The sequence below is a fragment of the Pseudomonas poae genome, assembly GCF_001439785.1.
GTDB lineage: Bacteria > Pseudomonadota > Gammaproteobacteria > Pseudomonadales > Pseudomonadaceae > Aquipseudomonas > Aquipseudomonas poae.
In genome coordinates, this window is the sequence record NZ_JYLI01000018.1 from 21,641 (window position 1) to 43,176 (window position 21,536).

Annotated in this window: 19 protein-coding genes; 9 read left to right on the forward strand and 10 right to left on the reverse strand. The window is 59.3% G+C overall.

Annotated features, from left to right (window positions below; genetic code table 11):
• Both TU75_RS19780 and TU75_RS19785 read right to left on the reverse strand, forming a co-directional pair.
• Complete coding sequence (locus tag TU75_RS19780; protein WP_060549839.1) at positions 1-1,461, reverse strand: mannose-1-phosphate guanylyltransferase/mannose-6-phosphate isomerase; 1,461 nt, start codon at positions 1,459-1,461, stop codon at positions 1-3.
• The gene (locus TU75_RS19785) at positions 1,461-2,900 is read right to left on the reverse strand and encodes an undecaprenyl-phosphate glucose phosphotransferase (protein ID WP_060549840.1); all 1,440 of its coding nucleotides are present in this window, start codon (positions 2,898-2,900) and stop codon (positions 1,461-1,463) included. Before TU75_RS19785 ends, TU75_RS19780 begins: the two co-directional genes overlap by 1 nt.
• A gap of 190 nt (positions 2,901-3,090) precedes the next feature.
• Between TU75_RS19785 and TU75_RS27430 the strand changes: the two genes are divergently transcribed.
• Positions 3,091-3,282: a hypothetical protein gene (locus tag TU75_RS27430; protein ID WP_141687575.1), complete on the forward strand. Its 192-nt coding sequence runs from the start codon at positions 3,091-3,093 to the stop codon at positions 3,280-3,282.
• Between the two features lie 249 nt (positions 3,283-3,531).
• On the opposite strand, the gene inhA is transcribed toward TU75_RS27430, so the two are convergent.
• Complete coding sequence (inhA, locus tag TU75_RS19790; protein WP_060549841.1) at positions 3,532-4,212, reverse strand: isonitrile hydratase; 681 nt, start codon at positions 4,210-4,212, stop codon at positions 3,532-3,534.
• A gap of 92 nt (positions 4,213-4,304) precedes the next feature.
• Here inhA and TU75_RS19795 point away from each other — a divergent pair, with 92 nt between their 5' ends.
• Entirely contained in the window at positions 4,305-5,276 is a 972-nt protein-coding gene (locus TU75_RS19795) for a GlxA family transcriptional regulator (protein ID WP_060549842.1), read from the forward strand.
• A gap of 117 nt (positions 5,277-5,393) precedes the next feature.
• Here the strand turns inward: TU75_RS19795 and TU75_RS19800 are convergent, their stop codons facing one another.
• The 5 genes from TU75_RS19800 to TU75_RS19820 all read right to left on the reverse strand — a co-directional run bounded on the left by TU75_RS19800 (position 5,394) and on the right by TU75_RS19820 (position 10,172).
• Positions 5,394-6,296, reverse strand: coding sequence for an alpha/beta fold hydrolase (locus TU75_RS19800; RefSeq protein ID WP_060549843.1), 903 nt, complete (start codon positions 6,294-6,296; stop codon positions 5,394-5,396).
• A 48-nt stretch (positions 6,297-6,344) separates the two neighbouring features.
• Entirely contained in the window at positions 6,345-6,977 is a 633-nt protein-coding gene (locus TU75_RS19805) for a BRCT domain-containing protein (protein WP_060549844.1), read from the reverse strand.
• A 12-nt stretch (positions 6,978-6,989) separates the two neighbouring features.
• Complete coding sequence (locus TU75_RS19810) at positions 6,990-7,379, reverse strand: hypothetical protein (RefSeq protein ID WP_060549845.1); 390 nt, start codon at positions 7,377-7,379, stop codon at positions 6,990-6,992.
• Between the two features lie 173 nt (positions 7,380-7,552).
• Positions 7,553-9,379, reverse strand: coding sequence for a glycoside hydrolase family 15 protein (locus TU75_RS19815; RefSeq protein WP_003238550.1), 1,827 nt, complete (start codon positions 9,377-9,379; stop codon positions 7,553-7,555).
• Positions 9,372-10,172, reverse strand: coding sequence for a glucose 1-dehydrogenase (locus TU75_RS19820; RefSeq protein ID WP_003238549.1), 801 nt, complete (start codon positions 10,170-10,172; stop codon positions 9,372-9,374). The genes TU75_RS19815 and TU75_RS19820 overlap by 8 nt, the downstream gene beginning before the upstream one ends.
• 187 nt (positions 10,173-10,359) lie before the next feature.
• Here TU75_RS19820 and TU75_RS19825 point away from each other — a divergent pair, with 187 nt between their 5' ends.
• The 3 genes from TU75_RS19825 (at position 10,360) to TU75_RS19835 (ending at position 12,769) form a co-directional block, all read left to right on the forward strand.
• The gene (locus TU75_RS19825; RefSeq protein WP_169794358.1) at positions 10,360-11,235 is read left to right on the forward strand and encodes a type III secretion effector protein; all 876 of its coding nucleotides are present in this window, start codon (positions 10,360-10,362) and stop codon (positions 11,233-11,235) included.
• Positions 11,236-11,756: 521 nt separating this feature from the next.
• Entirely contained in the window at positions 11,757-12,383 is a 627-nt protein-coding gene (locus TU75_RS19830; RefSeq protein ID WP_060549846.1) for a hypothetical protein, read from the forward strand.
• On the forward strand, positions 12,383-12,769 hold the full coding sequence (locus TU75_RS19835; protein ID WP_060549847.1) for a hypothetical protein: 387 nt from the start codon (positions 12,383-12,385) through the stop codon (positions 12,767-12,769). Before TU75_RS19830 ends, TU75_RS19835 begins: the two co-directional genes overlap by 1 nt.
• On the opposite strand, the gene TU75_RS19840 is transcribed toward TU75_RS19835, so the two are convergent.
• Positions 12,770-13,921 (reverse strand): MFS transporter, encoded by a 1,152-nt coding sequence (locus TU75_RS19840; RefSeq protein WP_060549848.1) that lies wholly within the window; start codon positions 13,919-13,921, stop codon positions 12,770-12,772.
• Between the two features lie 578 nt (positions 13,922-14,499).
• Between TU75_RS19840 and TU75_RS19845 the strand changes: the two genes are divergently transcribed.
• From TU75_RS19845 to TU75_RS19860, 4 genes are read left to right on the forward strand one after another with little or no spacing between them, the layout of a single operon-like run.
• The gene (locus TU75_RS19845; RefSeq protein WP_060549849.1) at positions 14,500-16,512 is read left to right on the forward strand and encodes a type VI secretion system Vgr family protein; all 2,013 of its coding nucleotides are present in this window, start codon (positions 14,500-14,502) and stop codon (positions 16,510-16,512) included.
• Entirely contained in the window at positions 16,512-17,348 is an 837-nt protein-coding gene (locus TU75_RS19850; protein WP_060549850.1) for a DUF4123 domain-containing protein, read from the forward strand. Before TU75_RS19845 ends, TU75_RS19850 begins: the two co-directional genes overlap by 1 nt.
• On the forward strand, positions 17,341-18,117 hold the full coding sequence (locus tag TU75_RS19855; protein ID WP_060549851.1) for a hypothetical protein: 777 nt from the start codon (positions 17,341-17,343) through the stop codon (positions 18,115-18,117). The genes TU75_RS19850 and TU75_RS19855 overlap by 8 nt, the downstream gene beginning before the upstream one ends.
• An 11-nt stretch (positions 18,118-18,128) precedes the next feature.
• Positions 18,129-20,285: a lipase family protein gene (locus TU75_RS19860; protein WP_060549852.1), complete on the forward strand. Its 2,157-nt coding sequence runs from the start codon at positions 18,129-18,131 to the stop codon at positions 20,283-20,285.
• 3 nt (positions 20,286-20,288) lie between these two features.
• Here the strand turns inward: TU75_RS19860 and codA are convergent, their stop codons facing one another.
• Entirely contained in the window at positions 20,289-21,530 is a 1,242-nt protein-coding gene (codA, locus tag TU75_RS19865) for a cytosine deaminase (protein ID WP_060549853.1), read from the reverse strand.
• Positions 21,531-21,536: the final 6 nt, after the last annotated feature.

The window sequence follows — 21,536 nt, forward strand, 5'->3', positions numbered from 1 at the left end:
TCACTTCTTCACGTCGGCAGGCGCGCGCCCGTAGATGTCGTCAAAGCGCACGATATCGTCCTCGCCCAGGTACTCGCCGCTCTGCACCTCGATCATCACCAGGTCGATGATGCCGGGGTTGGTCAGACGATGCTTGTGCCCGGCGGGAATGTAAGTGGACTCGTTGGCGTTGATCAGAAATTCGCGCTCGCCATTGGTGATCTGCGCGGCGCCGCTGACCACCACCCAGTGTTCGCTGCGGTGGTGGTGCATCTGCAACGACAACGACGCCAGGGGCTTGACCACGATGCGCTTGATCTTGAACCGGCTGCTTTCCTCCAGCACGGTGTAGGTGCCCCAAGGCCGGGTAACGGTGCGGTGCAGGCTGTACGCCGGATGGTTCTGGCGCTTGAGTTCGGCGACGATGTAGCGCACATCCTGGCTGCGGTGAGCGTCGGCAATCAGCAGGGCATCAGGGGTGTCGACGATGATCAGGTCGCGCACGCCCACGGCGCCAAGCACGCGTTTGGGAGAGTCGATGTAGCAGTTGTGCACGTCATGCAAAATGGCTTCGCCGTTGACCTGATTGCCATGGGCATCGCTCGGCGTGAGCTGGCGCAGCGCTTCCCACGAGCCGATGTCACTCCAGCCGATATCGCAGGGCACCACGGCCACCTGCGTGGACTTCTCCATCAGCGCCACGTCGATGGACACGTCCGGCGCGCTGCCGAAGGCCTCCGAATCCAGTTCACGCTGGCGCGAGGTTTTGTTCTGCAGGTGCTGGCTGTGTTCCAGGGCGGCGCGGGCCGCCTGCAGTACCTCGGGCGCGTAAGTGGTCAGTTCGTCCACCAGGGTTTTGGCCTTGAAGCAGAACATGCCGGCGTTCCACAAATGCTTGCCGCCGTCGAGGTAGGCTTGCGCGGTGGCCAGGTCCGGTTTCTCGACAAAGCGCTGCACGCGGTTGCCGGTGCTCAGCGCCTCGCCTTTTTCGATATAGCCAAAGCCGGTTTCCGGGTGGTCGGGCTGGATGCCGAAGGTCACCAGAAAGCCGGCTTCGGCCAGGTTGCGGGCCTGAGTCACGGCGGCGGCGAACGCGGTCTCGTTGTGGATCAAGTGGTCGGCGGGCATTACCAGCAGTTGTGCGTCGTCGCCAAAATGTTCCTGCACATGCAGCGCCGCGACGGCAATGGCGGCGGCTGTGTTGCGACCGAATGGCTCCAGCAGCAGGTCCAGGGGCAGGCGTGACGGGTTGACCAACCGGTAGTCATCGAGGGTGCGAAACAGCATCTCGCGGTTGGTCACCGTCAGCACGCTCTCCACACCGGGCAGGCGCGCGGCACGCTGGAAGGTTTTCTGCAACAGGCTCTGGCCATCACGCATGCGCATGAACGGCTTGGGCATGTTCTGGCGTGACACCGGCCACAGCCGCGTGCCCGACCCACCGGAAATGATGCAGGGAATTAATCCGTTGAGGGTATTCATCAATAGACTTCCTTGGTGGATAGAACGGCGGGAACCGTCATGAAGACGATGTACAAGTCAAACCACACCGACCACTTGGAGATGTATTCCAGGTCGTACTCGACACGTTTCTGGATCTTGAACAGAGTGTCGGTTTCACCCCGGTAACCATTGATCTGCGCCCAGCCGGTAATGCCCGGCTTGACCCGGTGCCTTGAGCTGTACTCGCTGACCGCCACCTCGAAGGGCACGCCGGCAGCCTTGGTGGCAGTGGCGTGCGGGCGCGGGCCGACCATTGACATGTTGCCCAGCAGCACGTTGAACAGCTGCGGCAGCTCATCGATGCTGGTCTTGCGGATGATGCGCCCGACGCGGGTAATGCGCGGGTCGTGCCGGGTGGTTTGTTGCTGCGCGGTGAAATCGCTCTGGTCGGTGTACATCGAGCGAAACTTGAACACCCGTATTTCATTGTCGTTGTAGCCAAAGCGGTTCTGGCGAAACAACACCGGGCCCCTAGAGTCGAGTTTGATGGCGATGGCCGTGATGATCATCACAGGCGACAGCGCCACCAGCGCCAGGCTCGCCAGCAAACAATCCTCAAGACGTTTGATCACCGGCGACCAGCCGCGCAGCGGTAACTGCGACGTGTTGAACATCAGGATGCCGCCCACGTCGGTGATCTTGCTATGGCCGTAGCGCAGCGCGGCCATGTCCGGCACCAGCATCACGTTTACCGACAACTGTCGCAGACGATTGACCAACCCATGGATGCGCTGCTCCGCAGCCCAGGGCAGGCAGATCATCACCTGGTTGACCTGCTCGGCGCGGATGAGCTTTTCCAGGTCGCGGGTGTTACCCAGCAACGGCAGATTGCTCAACTCCTTGGGGATCCGCTCGGTGCGATCATCAATGAAGCCGATCAGACCGGAGCGGATATCGCCGTTGCGTTGCAGATGGTCGGCAACGTGCACGGCGGTGTCGGTAAACCCAAGGATCACCGTGCGCTGCAGGTACTTACCCTTGCGCATCAAACTGCTGTAAAGGCGCAGCATCAACAAACGTTCGAGACAAAACAGCCCAAGGCTGGCGAAGTACCAGGTCAACAGGTTACGTGGCGTCAATTGTGGAAAAAATTGCAATATCTGATACATGAACAGCAGGATGCAGAAGGCGGCTGACCAGGCCTTGACCTTGGTTTTCAAGCGGAGACGGTTGCTGAACAATTCCTCCGAATAAATGCCCAATGCCTGAAACAAAATGATGGTCAGAAACGCAAAAAATACGAGCAGACCAAGGAAGTGCGAACGCATCTCTGGGTTCATCGGATCGATGAAAAAAACCAGTACCAGCGGGGGTAATATCGCACTTAAACCATGGATGAATTTGACAAAAACAACAAAAAACTCAACAAAACCGGCACGCGTTAAAAACAAGCTATCGACTGATGACTTTTCTCGCATAAAACATCCCTCATTGCACTCCATGCGCTTTAGCCGGTATGCGTTAGTAGTGCATTAAACTCGGCTACGCTGGATAAATCGCAACTAATCAATCCAAATGCAACAAATCCATTTGAAGGGACCTTGCGGGGCAGTGGCTAAAGGAAGTGTTCCTCATGGTTGCTTAGTCAACGAATTGACGATGGTGCGGATGCAGCGTTCTAAAGGTGTTAAGCAAGGTTTTCTGAGGCATTTTATTGACATTCCTTGTCCAGATACTTGGTTAGAGGAGGGTGTGTTTTTGAGTGTAGGAACAAAAGTGAAATTTTTCCTGCTCAACAGCGAAGGTTTTTCAAAAGGCGGTGGGAAAGGGGGACAGGGACAAGGTCGAAGTTACGACTAAGTGCCGTGGCTGCGGGGTTTTAATGGCGTGGAAGTTGTCTTTTTAACTTCAAAAATAAATGAAAAAAAGTTATTTGAAGGACGATAGCGACCAGTTTGAAGAGTGGTGCTTGTTCCCGACGGGGCGGGGCATCACTCGGTAAGAAATGGGGAGCGGGCTTGCTCGCGAAAGCGCTGTGCCAGTCACCGGATTCAGCGAATGCCACACCACCTTCGCGAGCAAGCCCGCTCCTACATGGATCCTGCGATGTCAGCCTAATCGCGCGGCGGCGCGTGCGGTGATTTCACCCCGCACTCTGCGTGACTCGGCGGTGCGCTTGCGGGCTTCGTCCAGCACCTGCTGCGGCGCAGTGTCCGGGCGCCCGGCGTCGAAGGGTGGCGCGGGCGCGTATTCGATCTGTAACTGCACCAGTTGCGCTGCCGCTTCGCTGTACAGCTCCGCTGCCAGCACCAGCGCAAAGTCGATCCCCGCAGTAATGCCGCCGCCGGTGAAGAGGTTGCCGTCGCGCACCACGCGTTCCTGTACCGGGATTGCCCCGAGCGGGGCGAGCATGTCGTGGTAGGCCCAATGGGTGGTGGCCTTGCGACCGCGCAGCAAACCCGCTGCGCCGAGTACCAGCGAGCCGGTGCACACCGAGGTGACGTAACGCGCGGTGAGGGACTGGGCCTTGAGGAAGTCGAGGGTGTCGACATCTTCCATCAGCGCACCGACGCCGGCCCCGCCGGGTACGCAGAGCACATCCAGGTTGGGGCAGTCGGCGTAGGTCATGGTCGGTGTGAACACCAGGCCAGTGCTGGAGGTGGCCGGTGCGAGGTCCTTCCACACCAGATGTAATTTCACCTCCGGCAGCGAGCCCAGCACGTCGTAAGGCCCCGTGAGGTCCAGTTGTTGAATGCCGGGGAACAGCAGGAAACCGATCTGCAAGGTCATGAATGAAACTCCGCTCTGAAGAAGTAGACGACTGCACTGTAGAAGCCTAGGCTCTGGCGTATACGCCATTGAACCCACAAATCGCGCCAATCATGCCCAGGATTATTCACGTACTCGCTTTTGATAACGCCCAAGTGCTCGATGTAACCGGGCCGTTGCAGGTGTTCGCATCGGCCAATGACCTGGCCCGTCAGCGCGGCCAGCCGTTGCCGTACAGCGTTTCGGTGGTTGCGGCCCAGGCCGAGCCGGTCATGACTTCGGCCGGTCTGGCGCTGGTGGCCGAGCCGTTGCCGACGGTCGACACACCGTGCGACACCCTGGTCATCGCTGGTGGCTGGGGCGTCTACGGTGCCGCCGAGGACCCGACGCTGGTGCAGTGGGTACGCGCAAAAGCCCGGCACGCGCGGCGCATGGCCTCGGTGTGCACCGGTGCTTTTCTGCTGGCAGCCAGCGGCCTGCTCGACGGTTGCCGCGTCGCCACCCACTGGACACGTTGCGAGGAACTGGCGCGCAAGTTTCCCGCGTTGACGGTGGAGCCCAACCCGATCTTCATCCAGCAGGGCGCCGTGTGGACGTCGGCCGGTGTGACCGCCGGTATCGACCTGTGCCTGGCGCTCGTCGAGGAAGATCTGGGCCGCGCCGTGGCCCTGGAGGTGGCGCGACACCTGGTGGTGTTCCTCAAACGCCCAGGCGGTCAGTCGCAATTCAGCGTCACCCTGTCGTTGCAAAACGGCGGCAACCGTTTCGCCGAACTGCATGCCTGGATCGCGGAGAACCTGACGCTGGACCTGAGCATTGCCACTCTGGCAGCCCAGGCCGGCATGAGCGAGCGCAGCTTCGTGCGCCACTACCGCGCCGAAACCGGCCAGACCCCGGCCCGCGCCGTTGAACTGATCCGCGTCGAAACCGCCCGCCGGCAACTGGCGGACAGCGCAGCGTCGATCAAGCGCATTGCCGTGCAGTGTGGATTTGGTTGCGAAGAAACTCTGCGTCGCAGCTTTCTTCGCGCAGTATCGGTGACACCTCAGGCATACCGAGAGCGCTTTGCGCCCGCACAGCCATAACAGGTGGCTCCTGTAGGAGCTGTCGAGCTTCAGCGAGGCTGCGATGGGATCACTGCGGTGTGCCTGCCGGACCGCAATGCCCGTATCGCAAACCTTATCCGGCGGGGCATGACTCTTTTATCGGCGCAGCAATTCCAGCAGCGCAGCCAGGGTTTCTCGCGGTGCTTCCTGAGGAATATTGTGGCCCACACCGGGTAAGACTTGGCGTCGATAAAATCCGCTGAAATGCGCGAGGTCGTCATCTTCTTCCGACGCAGGCCCGACGCCGTCGTCGGCACCGCACAACGAAATACTCGGCACTGAGATGGGGGGCTGTTGCGCCAGCGCCTGTTCAATGGGCTCCAGGGCAGGATCACCCGGCGCACACATGAATCGATGGCGATAGGAGTGAATCACCACCTCGACAAAGTCCGGGTTATCGAATGAACGCGCGGTCTGCTCATACAGGCGCGGCCCCGCTGCCCACGATGGCGACCAAAGCGCCCACAGCAACTGGCAGAGTTCGCGGCGGTTGGCCGTCAACCCCGCCACGCCGCGTGGAGTGTGAAAATAGTACTGGTACCACAATCGATGCTCCGTCGCAGGCGCTTGAGGCTCGTGGGCGTGGGCAATGTCCTGAATGTTGTAGCCATCCCCGGTGACCAGTCCACGCACCCGCCCTGGCCACAGCGCCGCGACGATACAGGCCGCGCGCCCGCCCCAGTCGTAACCGGCCAGCGTCGCTTGCGCAATGGACAGCACATCCATGAAGTCCAGCAAGTCCCTGGCCAGCGCCGCTTGCTGACCCGAGCGCATCACCTGCGCATTGATAAACCGCGTCGGTCCGTAGCCGCGCAGATAGGGAACCAACACCCGATAGCCCAGCTCGCCCAGGACCGGCGCAATTCCATCATAGCTGCGCGGGTCATAAGGAAAACCGTGCAGCAGAATCACCGGTTCGCCGCTGGCGGGGCCGTGGGCTTCATACGCCACGTCGAGCATGGAGGTACGCACGTAAAGCAGCGGGGCAGGGCGGTTCATCGTGGGTGCCTGTCGATAGAGGAACATTGAGAATAGAAACGATAGGTCTCAACCAAACAACACTTGTGTCCAGTGGTCCTCACTGATGATTGCAATGGGAACGCCGCTGTTTCGCAGCTCGACGGCTTTCTTGATTTTGGTGCCATAGGAACTATGCAACCACTGCTCATTACCGATACTGCCTACCACTAGAAAGTGCAGTTTTTTGTTCACCGAATTACCGATCATCCCACCGCGCTCGATCACCAGCGATTCACATTCTTTGCGGGGGCCGAGAGCCATGACACCGGTAAAAAGAAATACCCGGTCAGGCCAAGCAAGATCAGGAACCGGATCATTCAGCGGAAGGCTACTGACGTTCGTAGCGCGCTTCGGCGCTCCTACGGAAAGTCCGGCAAACTGGTGCAATGTTTCCAGCAGTTCTATCGACTCCTCTTCATCCAGCACCCCATCGCTGAGCATGTCGGCGAGTCGGTGGTAAAGAATATTTACCACCGGATCTTCCAGATGGATCAGATGAGTTTCTATCCAGCTTTTAAGGAACTCAGCTTCAAGCTGGTTGATTTTTCCGTCAGCCGTCAAACCTGCCGTTATTCCAACCAACGCATCGGCAGAGCGCCGATCAATGCGTGCTTTGTGAAAGAAGCGGCTTCGCTCGAATTCCTGATAAAGGTCAACCATGCGCGTTGCTCCTCACTCTTCCGTTTCGGCCGTTTGATTGATGTACTTGGCTTTTTCCGGCGTAAACGTCACGATCATGTGAGTGCGCGAGCAGGTCTTGACGATATCTACGGTCGGATCGATATCCAGATCTTCTCCGCGAAGCCCCTGCCACTGGGCGAGATAGTTGAGTGAACCGAACTTTTCACGCTTTTTCAGGCTGCGGCTCACGCCGCCTTTCCAGCCAAGCGCGGGCAATTCGTTCGCCAAGCAGGCTTCCACAAGGTCAAGACGCTTAGCTGCCAGCTCGCGGCCAACCTCCCAGCACTTTATTAAACCTTTGTCTTTACCCTCCCAGGTCTCACTCCAGTTCAACGCTGACCGAAGCTCCGTACGAATGGTTTGTTGAATGCGTGCGGGCATATTCTCTCCTTGAATACTCATAAGGTTGTAGATCAGTGGTATCGATATACCAGTCTTCTCCACTGATTGCCAAACGCCCCGACATTACCCGCACTTAAGGAAGGAATGATATGGCCTGCTACGTGCCCTGTTTTAAACATGGGCACCTTTAGTTACTTATCTTGATCCATCTCTCACGGCTGCCACACCGTCTTCTCCCCACTCAACTTCCTGTCCAGAAACGACGCCGCGCTGATCAACGCCAGATGGCTCAGCGCCTGGGGCGTGTTGCCCAAGTGCCGTGCCTGGGTGTCGAATTCCTCGGCGTACAAGCCCAGCGGGTTGGCGTAGCGCAGCAGCTGTTCGAATTCCAGGTGGGCCTTTTCCAACTGGCCGGCGCGGGCCAGGCATTCGACGTACCAGAACGAGCAGGCCGCAAAGGCGCCTTCGGTGCCTTGCAGGCCGTCGATCTGGCTGTCGTCGTTGCGGTAGCGGTAGACCATGCCGTCGCGCACCAGGCTTTTCTGGATCGCGGCCAGGGTCGACAGCCAGCGCGGGTCGGTGGCGGCGACGAAGCGAACCAGCGGCATCAGCAGCATTGAGCCGTCGAGGGCGGTACTACCAATGTGCTGCACGAAATGGCCGCGTTCCTCGTTCCAGAAATTTTCCCAAATGTCGGCGTAGATCGCCTGGCGCGTCTGGTCCCAGCGGGCGAACGGGGCCGGCAGCGAACGTTTTGAGGCCAGGCGAATCGCGCGGTCCAGGGCCACCCAGCACATCAGCCGCGAGTGCAGGAAGTGATGCTGTTCGCCGCGCATTTCCCAGATGCCCACATCTTTGGTGTCCCAGATTTCGCAGACCTGATTCGCCACGTCCACCGTGTGTTTCCAACCCTCATGGGAAATGGCTTCACCGTATTTGTTCACCAGGTAAACCGCGTCCATCAGCTCGCCGTAGATGTCCAACTGGATCTGATCGAACGCTTCGTTGCCCACTCGCACCGGCGTGGCGCCGCCGTGGCCGCTCAAGTGGTCCAGGGTGGCTTCCGGCAACTCCTGGCGACCGTCGATGCCGTAGAGAATATTGATCTTGATCGACTGGCCGCAGCAGTCGCTCACCCGTCCTTTTAGCCAGCGCATGTAGCTGTTGGCTTCTTCGACGAAACCCAGGCGCATGAACGCGTAGACGGTGAACGACGCGTCGCGGATCCAGGTGTAACGATAATCCCAGTTGCGCTCGCCGCCGGGAGTTTCCGGCAGGCCGAAGGTGGCGGCGGCGATGATTGCGCCGTGTTTGCGCGAAGTCAGCAGTTTCAGCGCCAGGGCCGAGCGATTGACCATCTCGCGCCAGCGGCCTCGGTAGTTGGATTGGCTGATCCAGCCGCGCCAGAACTTCAACGTGCGTTCCAGGTAGAGGTCGGTGCAGGCGTTGGTGACGCGCGGATCATCCTCACCGCCGAGCACGAATTCGGCGCCTTCGTCCTGGGCCAGGCTGAAGCTGGCGACGGCGGCATCGTCTTCGAGGGTCAGCGGATGGCTGCCGATCAGGCGCAGGCCGGGCTGGTCGGCGGCGCTGAACACCACGCCTGCATTGGCAATCTCGGCGCGGGTGGTAGCCCGCGCATAATCATGGCGCACGGCGCAGCGCAGGTGAATGGTCGCCTTGCCGCTGACCACGCGCACGCGACGAATCAACAGCGGCAGGTCATCGACGTTTTCACTGACCGTGAGCAAATCGGTGATCTCCACCACGGCCTCGTCACTCAACCAACGGGTTTGCAGCACATTGGTGTCGGGCAGGTAGATCTGCTCGCGACGGGCGTCGGGCAGGTCGGGGGTGAGCTGGAAAGTACCGGCGTCGGGGGTGTCGAGCAGCGCGCAGAAGATCGACGGACTGTCGAATTCCGGCCAGCAGAAAAAATCGATGCTGCCCTTGTCGTTCACCAACGCGGCGCTGCGCATGTCGCCGATGATGCCGTGAGCATCGATCGCGCTCTGGGGTTCGTTTTTGAAATCAACCATTGCCACGGAACTCCGGATAAAGGCTCATGCCGCCGTCGATGAACAACGTGCTGCCCACCACGTAATCGGATGCATCACTGGCCAGCCACACCACCGCATTGGCCACGTCTTCCACATCGCCGACCCGGCCGTAGGGAATCAGCTTGAGCAGCTCTTTTTCCGCCGCGCCTTCGGTGGCTGCGCGATTAATCGCGGTGCGAATCGCCCCCGGCGCGATGCCATTGATGCGAATGCGTTGTTCGCTGACCTCCTGGGCCAACGTGCGCATCAGCATGTCCACACCGCCTTTGGAGGCTGCGTAGTTCACATGGCCGGCCCAGGGAATCAACTGGTGCACCGAACTCATGTGGATGATCTTGCCGGCTGCGCGGGAAACACCTTCGCGCAGTCCCTGGCGGTTGAAAATGCGCACCGCTGCACGAGCGCAGAGGAACTGCCCGGTGAGGTTGACGCCGATTACGGTGTTCCAGTCGTCGAGTGTCATGTCGACCAGATTGGCGTCTTTTTGCAGGCCGGAGTTGGCGACCAGAATATCCAGGTGTCCGAACGCATCGAGGGTCTGGGCAAACAGACGCTCCACGTCAGCCTCTTTGGACACGTCGCCGCCGATGGCAATGGCGCGGCCGCCGCTCGCATTGATCTGCGCGGCCAGGGCTTCGGCCGGCGCCGCCTGGGAATTGTAATTGAGCACTACCGCCGCGCCGGCGTCGGCCAGGGCCTTGGCGGCGCCTGCGCCGATGCCGGAGCTGGCACCGGTGACCAGCGCTACTTGTTGCTGCAATGTGATCTGCATGGCCCACCCGCTGATTGTTGAACGTCCCTTGTGCTGACTGGCGGGCAGCGCCGGAAGTTCAGGGCCATGCCTGATTGCCTGCCAGGAACTGATCACGACGGATGCGCCACACAGGTGGTCAGTTGATGCGTTTCGACCGCAGGTCGCCTCTCTCGACTGCAGACCGCCCCGTTCACTGGAGAACCCCATGTCGGTATCGACGACTGATCCATCCGTATCCACTTCATCCTTCCATGGCCACTCGCACGCGAATACCCGGCCTGATGAAGCCGCCCAACGCTCTTCGCCTGCTGCGTCCCCCGTCAACGGGCAAAAAACGGCCAATGTGAGCTTTCATTTTCATCAAGATCACGCTGGACCGGTTTTCGGGCAACCGCAAACCACAGCGCCCCATCAGCATCAGCACGCCGAGCCGCAGCGCCCTGCGCCCTCGATGTGGGGGTTGCTGGCAATGGTCAATAACTTGATGAGCCTGTTAGGGTTCGCCCGGCCACCGATGCTGACGGGCTTGTCGACGAAGAGCAACGAACAGTTGGCGCAGATGCTGCTCAATAATTTCGACGCCTTCAGAGACCCCAAGAGGCCCAATTATGTCAGCCTCGACAGTATTGGAACGATGGCGAAAAAAGCGTGGACCAGCGATCCGGTCATGAACCAGAACATCCTCCTGGCCAGAGAGATGCTCAAGCGCCCGGCGCTCATGAGAGGTCTCGATCAGCATGGAGCAACGGGCGCGCAGGATGGCCTGATCAGTTGGCAAAACCTGGCCGCTGTCAGTCGGGGCGACACCCTCTTCAAGTACAGGAGCGATAAGGAGCTGGTCGGATCGATATTCCAGCACTTCAACCAACTCAAAACGCCCGGTGCGCAGGACCTGCGGATCAGCGATCTGGCCAGGTGGGCGGCCGCACCTCTGATGGGCAAAGGTGATCAGGATGACCTGATTCAGATGGCCCGTGAAATCCTCAAGCGTACTTGGTTGCTGGAAAATATTGATGACTTTCAACTCGGGTCCAACGGCGACATTATCAGCCTGTCAGCGCTCTACCACTTGTCTCGCTGACAACTGCCCGGGCGCCACCCACCCTTCGTGGCGCCTGGGTAATGGGTTGGCTGCCCGCCATGGCGCACGGGTTTTTACATGCTGTCATTGGTATTTCCCGAACGCTCGGAACTGGCACCCTCATCCGGCCACATATCAGGTGTTTGCCTGACCTGAGTTTGCTTGATGACCGGGGTCATCAAGTTGACGCTCTCCAGGCAGGCCTCTATTTGAAAGAGTTGGAGAAAGCTCATGAGTATCGAGGGTGTATTACCTTACGCACGACCTCCCGCGCTGGACACCACGGCTACGCGGCCAGTCGCGCCAAAGCCGTTGTCTCCCCCTGAAGCCTGGCGCGAAAACCAGCTCGCGACCGCAGCCCAGATCCCTCGCCAGCCCTCCCGGTTGCGTGGATCGCCGCCAGGGTTGCATCACCGAGCGTTGCAGAATCCTGCCTCTGGACGAGCAAGCTTGCTCAAGGTTGACGCGACGACTACCGATAGCAAGTTGGCAGCGTCGCTGGAAGAACACTTTCATCTGTTATGGCCCTTTTGAAGATGGGCCGCTTACCCCTGTCAGCATTACGCCAGTTTGCTGCTCAACCCCAAGGTGATTGCGAGAAACGTAACCGCTTGATCCAGATAGTCGGTGAAATCCTTAAACGCCCGCGACTGGTGGATGCGATCTCGATGCCCGATGGTTACATTACCCGCGACAGCCTTAGAGCTGCCGCTTCGGTAATGCAGGGCAGCAGTTCTCCGTCGTTATTCAGCCTGGACACGTTTCATGGCAAAGGTAATCACGAGGTGGTGCTGAGCTTTAAAGAAGAGTTCGCAGGTTTGCGGGACCCGACCAAGGATCTCAAGTTTCTGTTTTGGGAGCTTCAGTACGTGGAAATCGCAAAGCTCAGAGACGTCATGCGGGATCCTTACAAGCTCGATAACAATGGCAAGCCGGTGGCGGAACCGTCTACCGGCATGCTGATGCCTGAATACAGCGAGCGCTGCGTATACACAGCCATCAATCTCGTTAACAGACCGGGCTTGCTTTCTTCACTGCGCCTTGCCAACTCCATGCAGCTGTTGGGCAGGTTTTGTCCGCCGGGCTATCTTGGCAACTTGTGTCTTGATCTTTGGCTTGAGCAGGACGTAGCGCGAAAGGCGCGCTGATGAAGACTCTTGTCTGGCACGCGATCGGGTTATGCGGGAACCATTTTTCGACGGTTTACCACGAACAGGACATCCATCGGTCGTTGTTTGCCCGTGGGTGTTTTCATTTACTGGAACAGGTCTGGATCATGAACTCGCCATCTTTCGAATCTCGTCAAGCCCAGTACACCTTAACGCCCCTGCCTTCTGCTGCATGCGAGGGCCAGAAGCATGACACGCCGCTGCCGCAGGGTCTCAACCTTACCTCCACGCCTAAATTCAGCTTCAAGGCGCCTACGGCCGAGGACTTTGATAAAGGTTCGAAAACACAGGCGCAAGAGCCTGGGTCCGGCTCCACGGGTTCACTGCTCGCCAGCATCAGGAACCTTTTGTCCCGTCGCGCCTGATCATGCGCGCAGTATTTTTCCGCTGACCGCCACCGCTGCCAGCAGGACACCGATCAGCATGAAGGCGGTCGCCAGGCTGCTGCCGTGGGCTATGAAGCCGATCAGGGCGGGGCCTGCCAGAATCCCTGCATAGCCCAGGGTAGTGATGGCCGGCACGGCAATGTGTTCCGGCATCACGGTCTGCTTGCCAACCGCGGTATAGAGCACCGGGACAATGTTTGAACAACCGGCGCCCACCAGTGCATAACCGAGCAATGCCATTTCCCAGGCAGGGGAGAGTGTCGCGAGGAATATGCCGGCCGCCGCCAGCGCGCCGCCGACCACGATCACGCGAGTTGCGCCCAGGCGGCGCACAATGGCATCACCGGTCAGTCGCCCGGCAGTCATGGTCAGGGCAAAGGCCGCGTAGCCCAGGCCCGCATAGGCTTCATCCAGGCCGCGCTCATCGCTGAGGAACACCGCGCTCCAGTCCAGCACCGCGCCCTCGGCCAGGAACACGATAAAACACAGACAGCCGATAAACAGCACCACGCCATGGGGAATCGCAAACGCGGGGCCCGAGCTCTCACTGCCGTAAGGCAACAGGTGCGGTCCGGCCTTGAGCAGTGCCACGACCATGATCACAATCACTACCAGCGTCGCCTGCAGTGGCGAGCAACCGAGCCCCAGCAGGCCCGCGACACCCGCCGCGCCGACAATACCGCCCAGGCTGAACAACCCATGAAAACCCGACATCATGGTTTTGCCACTGGCGCGTTCGACGATCACCGCCTGCAGGTTGACCGTTGAATCCACTGTGCCCAGACCCGCGCCGAAGAGAAATAACCCAGCCATCAGCAGCGGAATCGAACTGACCGTAGCGAGCAGGGGCAGCGCCAGACAGATCATGACAGTGCCGGCAGTCAGTACGCGTCGGCAGCCATAGCGCGATGCCAGCAAGCCCGCCACCGGCATGGCGAGGATCGACCCGACCCCCAGGCACAACAGCAGCAGTCCCAGCGTGCCTTCATTGAGGTTCGCCCGCGCCTTGGCATAGGGCACCAGGGGGGCCCAGGCCGCGATGCCAAAACCGGCGATAAAAAAGGCGATGCGTGTCGACATTTGCTCCAGCCGTCCGGGAATCACGGGGGCTGGGGTGGGGATGGCAGTCATGCAGAGTCCTTGGTTTGACGTTCAGCTAACGATGTCCTGCGCGACATCCTTGCACATCAGGCCGTGCCGAGCGAGCGCGGTTGCGTCACCGTTCAAGGCAAAAAGCGCCGGTCGTGAATATTATTTTTACACATGCGGGAACGCTCGGCGCATCACTGACCACAGACAAGCCATCGAGCCTGTGGGAGGGAGCCTGGAAGGTGTGCAGTCCCTGCGAGAAAGGTTGAACCCCGGATTTCTTGCAGGGAGTTACCTCTTCCAGTCTGCCAACCATGGGGTCGATTTTTTGTAATCAGCCAATAGTTTTGTGAACAGTGCCTACAACTTTTTAGTTATGTGCCTACGAACTACCGTACGAAATTTCTTGTTGGAGCCAGTCAGCTCTTCTGAGCTTATTTATTATTTTGTAAAAGACACTTCCATCCTCGCCGTACGAAACTTCTTTTTTATTTCTGAAAGGCCGAATTTTTCCTGAAATCGCTAAGCTTCAGGGCGTTCAGGCACTTTTTTTCGCCACCCAGCGAGCAGTGGCGAGGGGAAGTATTTTCTATCAGGAAGTTGACTGGCGGTTACCTACGATGGCTGATGCGTTTGTTTCTTCACGGTTTAATTTAATCTTTTCAAGTCTGGATACAGACTTTCAAGTAGCGGCGTTCAAGGGCAGCGAGGCCATTGATCAGCCGTACTTCATTGAGGTGCAGTTAGTCAGCGAAAATCCCTCGATTGACCTGGAGGCCTTGCTTCACCAGCCCGTCTTCCTTTGCCTGGGCGAAGTCGATGAAGGGCTGCATGGGCAGGTCTACAGCATCGGGCGCGATGACCGGGGTACGCGGCTCACGCGCTACCGCCTCACCCTGGCACCGCGCCTGGCGTGCCTGGCCCATCGCTGCGACCAGCGCATTTTCCAGCAACGCAGCGTGCCGCAGATCATTGCATCGGTGCTTGAACACCACGGCATCCTCGCCGACGCCTACGCTTTCGAACTTGGGCCGGTGGTGTATCCGCCGCGCACGTTCTGCGTGCAATACGCGGAAACAGACCTGCATTTTATCCAGAGGCTGTGCGAAGAAGAGGGCATCCACTTCCACTTTCGCCACACTGCGGACAACCACCTATTGGTGTTCGGTGATGACCAGACGGTGTTCCAGCACCTGCCCGCACAGCGTTACAGCGCGTCAGCCGACCCGCTGCCTCAGGGCGCTCGAGTGGTCCAGCGTTTCGACCGGCGGCTGGCGACACGCAGCCGGCAAACCGTACGTCGTGATCATGACTTCGAGCACCCTTCGTTGTGCCTGCAGAACACCGCAGGAGACGCGGGTGCACAACCCCACCAGGATTATCACTACCCCGCAGGTTTCACCAGCCGTGTAAGGGGTTTGCAACTGGCGCGACGTGGCCTGGAGCGCCATCAAAGCGATCGGCATCGCGCACTTGGCAAAAGCGATCAGCCTGCGCTGCGCAGTGGTCACTTCCTCCCGTTGCAGGATCACTCCGACCCGGATTGCAACGACCTGTGGTTGCTCACGTCCGTGCACCATGAAGGTTACCAACCGCAGGTGCTGGAGGAGGCGGTATTCGAAGCAGGCAAGTTCCGTGGCTATCGCAACCGCTTCACCGCGACACCCTGGCGCGCCGCACACCGACCGGCCCTCAAACATCCCAAGCCAACCATCAACGGAAGTCAGACCGCAACGGTGACCGGGCCTGCCGGGGAGGATGTGCATTGCGATGCCTATGGTCGGGTAAAAGTCCGCTTTCATTGGGATCGCCTGGAAAAGAGCGACGACAAGAGCAGTTGCTGGGTGAGGGTGGCGTCGGGATGGGCAGGTAATGGCTTCGGCGCAATGATGATTCCACGGGTGGGAATGGAAGTGCTGGTGACGTTCCTCGAGGGTGATCCAGACCGGCCACTTGTCAATGGATGCCTGCCCAATGCGTCGCACCTGCCCACCTATCCGTTGCCACAACACAAAACGCGCAGCGTATTGCGCAGTTGCAGTTCACCCGGCGGTGACGGCGCCAACGAGTTGCACCTCGAAGACCGGCGCGGCGAAGAACTGATCTTCCTGCGCGCTCAACGTGATCTGGAGCAACAGGTCGGTCACGACAGTCGGCTTGAGGTGGCCGGAGAGCGGCATGAAGTCATTCGCGGAGTAAACACGGTGCGCCTGGAAGACGAGGACCATCGCCATGTCGTTGGTGATCGCAAGGTGGTGCTGGAGGCGCACGACCACCTCAAAGTACACGGCGACAGCCTGACCCATGTTGGTCAGGCCCTGGTGGTCGAGGCCGGTCAGCAACTGCACCTCAAGGCCGGAGCCATCCTGGTGATCGATGCGGGTGCGCAACTGAGCCTGAAGGCGGGGGGAGAGCACCTGGTGATCCAGGCTGGGGGTATTTTCAGCAGCCGGCCCATCACTGCGGGCGGGGCGCCGTCCGTCACACGCTCGATCAGTGCTGCGCCGACAACTGCTCCGAGCATCTCCCCGGCACAGGATCAGATCATGCGCCTTGCTCGAAAACTGGACGCGGATTTCTGCCCACTGTGCGAGCGCTGCAGCGAAGGCCTGTGCGACATGAGGGCCGCCTGATGGAAAACCTGCCCAGTGAATGGATGGCCCGCCAACAACAGGCGGGGCGGCGTCTGTGCCTGATGCTCGAAGGAAACAACTGTGCGCGTCGGCCACTGCTGGCCGTGCGTGAACCGCTGAACTATCGCTGCCTTTACGGCGAGACCGCTGCGGCGGAACTGGCGAACGCAGGTCCCGTGATCCTGCTGTTGGAGCATTTGAACGAGCCCGCTCTGGTCGACCTGCTGCAACGTCCCGAGGCTCATTGGGGCTGGCTGGGCAGCCTGCCCGATGAAGACCTGACCAGCGTGACGCGACATTGGCGCGAGCGTTTGCTCATGGGACCGGCGGGGAGTCAGGCGCTTTACCGTTTCCATGACAATCGCACCTTCGCCCGTGCCCTGGCTTGTCTACCGAAAACGCACTGGCCGCCCTTTCTCGGTCCTCTGATCAGCGTGTGCTACTGGCATGAGGGCACTTGGCGCCAAGCTGAGAACCCCGCCCCTGGAGAATATCCGGTGCCTGACCCGGCCCCGTGGCTGGCCGTCCCAAACCCACAGGCTGAGGCGATCCTGCACGCCAACATCCTGCGCTATCTGTTGGCCGAACACAGCGAAAACCTCGTTGCGCTGTTTGAATTCCAGGACCCCAGAATCTGGCTGACGCAAGTACTGGAACAGGCACGTGCCTGGCAATGGCGGGGCACGGAACAGTTGGAGTTTCTGGTGGTGCGCAGGCTTGAGGAAGCGACCCGAGGCAGCGTTGTTCATTGGCAACCGATGACAGGCGAGGCGCCGCAAGAGCATTTTGAACGGCTAGCGGGGCAGTGGCACAGGGCGGGGCGCAGGGATGAGTAAGTGGTTGGGGGTGACGTTATTTGTCTGTGTGATGACAGGGCTCTATGGGTGTGCGGGGAGGGCGGCGGAGCGGTTTACGTTGGAGGTGGATTTGCCGGCGGAATTTAAAATTAAGACGGCTGCCAATTATCGACCTGCGAGGGGGGAGACCTGCACGCTGCCCAGGCGTCGAGGCAAAAGACCCGAACGAAAAGTGTTTTTTTCTGAGTACGCATCGGTAGCGAGTCGAGTGAGTTATGAGCTTCCTCTGACCGAAACGGCTGACGGATGTCCCTTGGTATTAAGCGATGTGGAGTTTGATATTTATGCAAAGTGGGGCGCGCGGTACTCGGATGTAGCGGGAGATATCACGAGCATCTTTATCGGTGATGGCGCAACGGAGAACGCTTCATCCGAAATGGGCTCGGGTGTTCAGGTGTTACGTCGGCAATGCCAGTGGTTGTTTCGAACCGCAGGGCCCCAGCACGCAATCATCAAGGTTCTTAAATGCAAGTCGGTAAACGATGAGGAGGATGAGCGGAGAAAATCTGTAGCGGTTGAACGGGACCAGCTTGTGAAGAAAACCCTCAGGGTTGTCATAGGCGTCATCGGCGAAGAGCGACCTTACATGGGCGATAACTGGGTCCAGTTTCCACAAGGCTGGAAGCGCTGCCGGGGAGAAAGTCTGGAGGATCAAAGCGCGTTTTGCGCCGGAAACACGGTGGACTTCAAGTCTTTCAAAATGCCCGATGGACGTAGATGCACTGTTTACCCAACCTGTACTGAATAAGGATATCCAGCATGGCAATCGAGCAATGGAAGCAGCCTTTTTTTAACGAAAGAATGCCTGCTTGTGCGTTACGTGGTGATTGGCTGAGCTTTCGTCTTGTGGAGGCATCAGGCGATGGAAAGGCCTATGGAGGGCTTGCGTACGAGGTGATTGATAGTGCCGGGCAGAGACACAAAGGGTATCTGGACGGAAATGGCTTTGTGCGGCTGGAGGATCAATGCAGAGGTCCTGTCGTGCTGATTTTCAATGCACTCTATGAGGCGCAAGAGGGCTTGTATCAGCACTTGCAGAAGCGCATTAGCTATCCATTGCTTATTACCGACCTCCAGGTCAGAGCAGAAAAAACGCGGTTTCTCGATCCTGGAGCTAAGCGTAATGAGAAAAACCCGGCCTGGCAGAAGGGAGATCATTATTATCAGGTTGAAGTGCGTGACCTGGTTCGACACGGTGCCCATTTACCTCCTTTAATCCCAGGCATTCATAGTACCCAACGACACGCTTTGAAAATGGTGGCCGAGTTGGGTTTCGGTCCTTCCGAGCCGACCCTTTCAGGCGTCGTGTTGTTTCCCAATCGGCATACCGTTCTTGAGGTTCGGCCATTGCGTGCGCTACGGCCCATGCTTTCCAGTGATGATCAGTTCAGCGCCTTGAACCTTTACCAACTGGCGCTGATGTCTACGTTGAGTTACTGCGGTTTTGGTCAGGAACCTGCGGATAAACCAGTGGATGAAGTGAGTTTCCCGTTGCAGCCCAGTGTGGGAAATGTCTTTGCACAAAAGCTTTCAGGGTATCAGCAGGCCTGGAAATTTGACGTTGGGCAGGTGCAGCGCTTTTATCCCTTGTATGAGGAGGTGCCGTACTCCAAACGTTTTGAAATATTGCCCTTCGACCCTGAGTTGTATTCGCAAAACTCTCCAGACTTGGGGACGGCCCAGGAACATCCCGCCAAATTGCATTTTTTTGACGATGAGGCGTTCGGCACTGATACCCAAGCCTTTATCTGCCATCACGATGAGATCGTCTTGATTGCTGTGCGCGGCACCGCCAGTACCCCTGATGGATTAAGGGATGCCAATGCTCACCAGGTGTCCTTTTCCGAGGGTGTCGGCAACGTTCATGAGGGCTTTTACCAGGCATACCGTGCCATGCGCGATTTTGTATTGCGATATCTCAGCCTGTTTCATAGGGGGCAGCGTGTCATCATTTGCGGTCACAGCCTGGGTGGTGCAATTGCTTTGCTCTTGGCCGAAGGATTGCGTCGTGCCCCTTACCGCGATTACAACCCACTCCTCTACACCTACGGCGCCCCCCGTGCCGCCGACTCCGAATTCGTCGCCGGTGCGTCCAGCCTGGTGCACCACCGCATCGTCAACCACAACGACCCCGTGCCCAGCGTCCCGGCGACATGGATGAACACCACCGCCAAGCTGTGGATTCCTGGTGCCGTCGCATTATTCAGTGCCCCCGGCCCCGGCGGTTTGTTGTTCGCTGCCGGGCTGGTGCGCGTGGGCGGCAACCCCTATCAGCATCATGGTGAGCAACGGCATTTCATGCCGATCAAGCTGCCGGATGGCACGCAGTCTTCGGTGTTGTGGAAGCCCGGTTGTGAGTCCATTCAGGAGGCAGCCTGCAATCGCGCCCTGCAGCTGCAAGGCGACATGCCCGCGCGTGACAACTTGTTGAAACAGCTATTCCAAGCCAGCCAGCACTTCATGACTGCCAGCTACATACCGGCTGCCTGGGCCACCTTGCGTCGCTGGCAGCAGACCCTGGAAAGCCAGGGTACGTTGGTTACGCCAAGAGAGTTCGAATGGATCGACCGAGCACTTGAGCGTATGGGCCAGCAACTGCGTGACAAGAACCGCGAACTTGATCGGCGTCGGCCAACCAACCAGCGCAGTCACGCGCACTCGCACAGCCAGGCCTTGAGTGCCGAGATCGACCGGTTGCGCACCAGCCGCGAGCGCCTGCAGAGCTTGCGCTGGCGCCGCCTGGATGCGCGCGACGTCTATGGCAGTCATGCCGACGCGCCGCACCTGCAAGCCAGCCTCAAACGTTGGTTCAGCCATCGCGAGAACCGCGAATTGTCCCAGGTTGCCAGCATTCCGCCGCCCACTCTCGACGATCGGGGGAGGGCGCACACGCTGGATATCGATTCAATCGTCTAGCCCTCAGCGTGCAAAAAACTCCACCTGCGTGGGTTGGCGCTTCATAAGCACCTTGCCATTGCGGATCGAGTACAGCGGCAGGCCCTGGCTGCGAATCACCTCATAGTCGCTGTCTGCCGAAAGAATCAGCAGGTTGGCCGGTCGCCCAGGCGCGAGGCCGTACCGGTCACCCAGGGCCATGGCTTTGGCACTGTTGTCGGTGACCAGGTCGAGGGCACTTTGCAGGTTGCGGTAGCCGAGCATATGGCAGATATGCAGACCCGCTTCCAGTACGCGCAGGATGTTGCCGTTGCCCAGCGGGTACCACGGATCGACGATGGAGTCCTGGCCGAAGCACACGTTCATGCCGGCCTCCAGCAGTTCGTTGACGCGCGTGACGCCACGGCGTTTCGGGAAACTGTCGAAGCGCCCTTGCAGGTGAATGCTCTCGGTGGGGCAGGATACGAAGCTGATGCCCGAATGCCCCAGCAGGCGGAACAGCTTGGCGCAGTAGGCATTGTCGTAGGAGCCCATGGCCGTGGTGTGGCTGGCGGTGACACGGGCACCCATGTCGCGGCTGCGCGCTTCTTCGGCGAGCACTTCGAGAAAGCGCGAGTGGGGGTCGTCGGTTTCGTCGCAATGCACGTCTACCAGGCAGCCGGTGCGCTCGGCCAGGTCCATGAGAAATTTCACCGAGCTTACGCCTTGGTCACGGGTGTACTCGAAGTGCGGTATGCCGCCGATCACATCGGCCCCCAGGCGAATGGCTTCTTCCATCAGCTCGCGGCCGTTGCGGTAGGACTCGATGCCTTCCTGGGGAAAGGCGACGATTTGCAGGTCGATCAGATGCGCGCTTTCCTCGCGCACCTGCAGCATGGCCTTGAGCGCGGTGAGATCCGGATCGGTGACATCGACATGAGTGCGCACATGCTGGATGCCGTGGGCGGCCAGGGCCTGGATGGTCTTGTGGGCGCGGGTGCGGGTGTCTTCCTCGGTAATGGTGGCCTTGCGTTCGCCCCAGCACTCGATGCCTTCGAACAGCGTGCCGCTCATGTTCCAGCGTGGCTCGCCGGCCGTTAGGGTGGCATCGAGATGGATATGCGGTTCGACAAAGGGCGGTATCACCAGATGACCGGCGGCGTCCAGGTCGTCGGCCATCAACGCAGGCACGGCGGTCTGTGCAGTGATGCTGGCAATCCGGCCATTTTCCAGGTGCAGATCATGCAGGCCTTCACGGTTGCGCAGGCGGGCATTGATGATGTGCATGGGCAA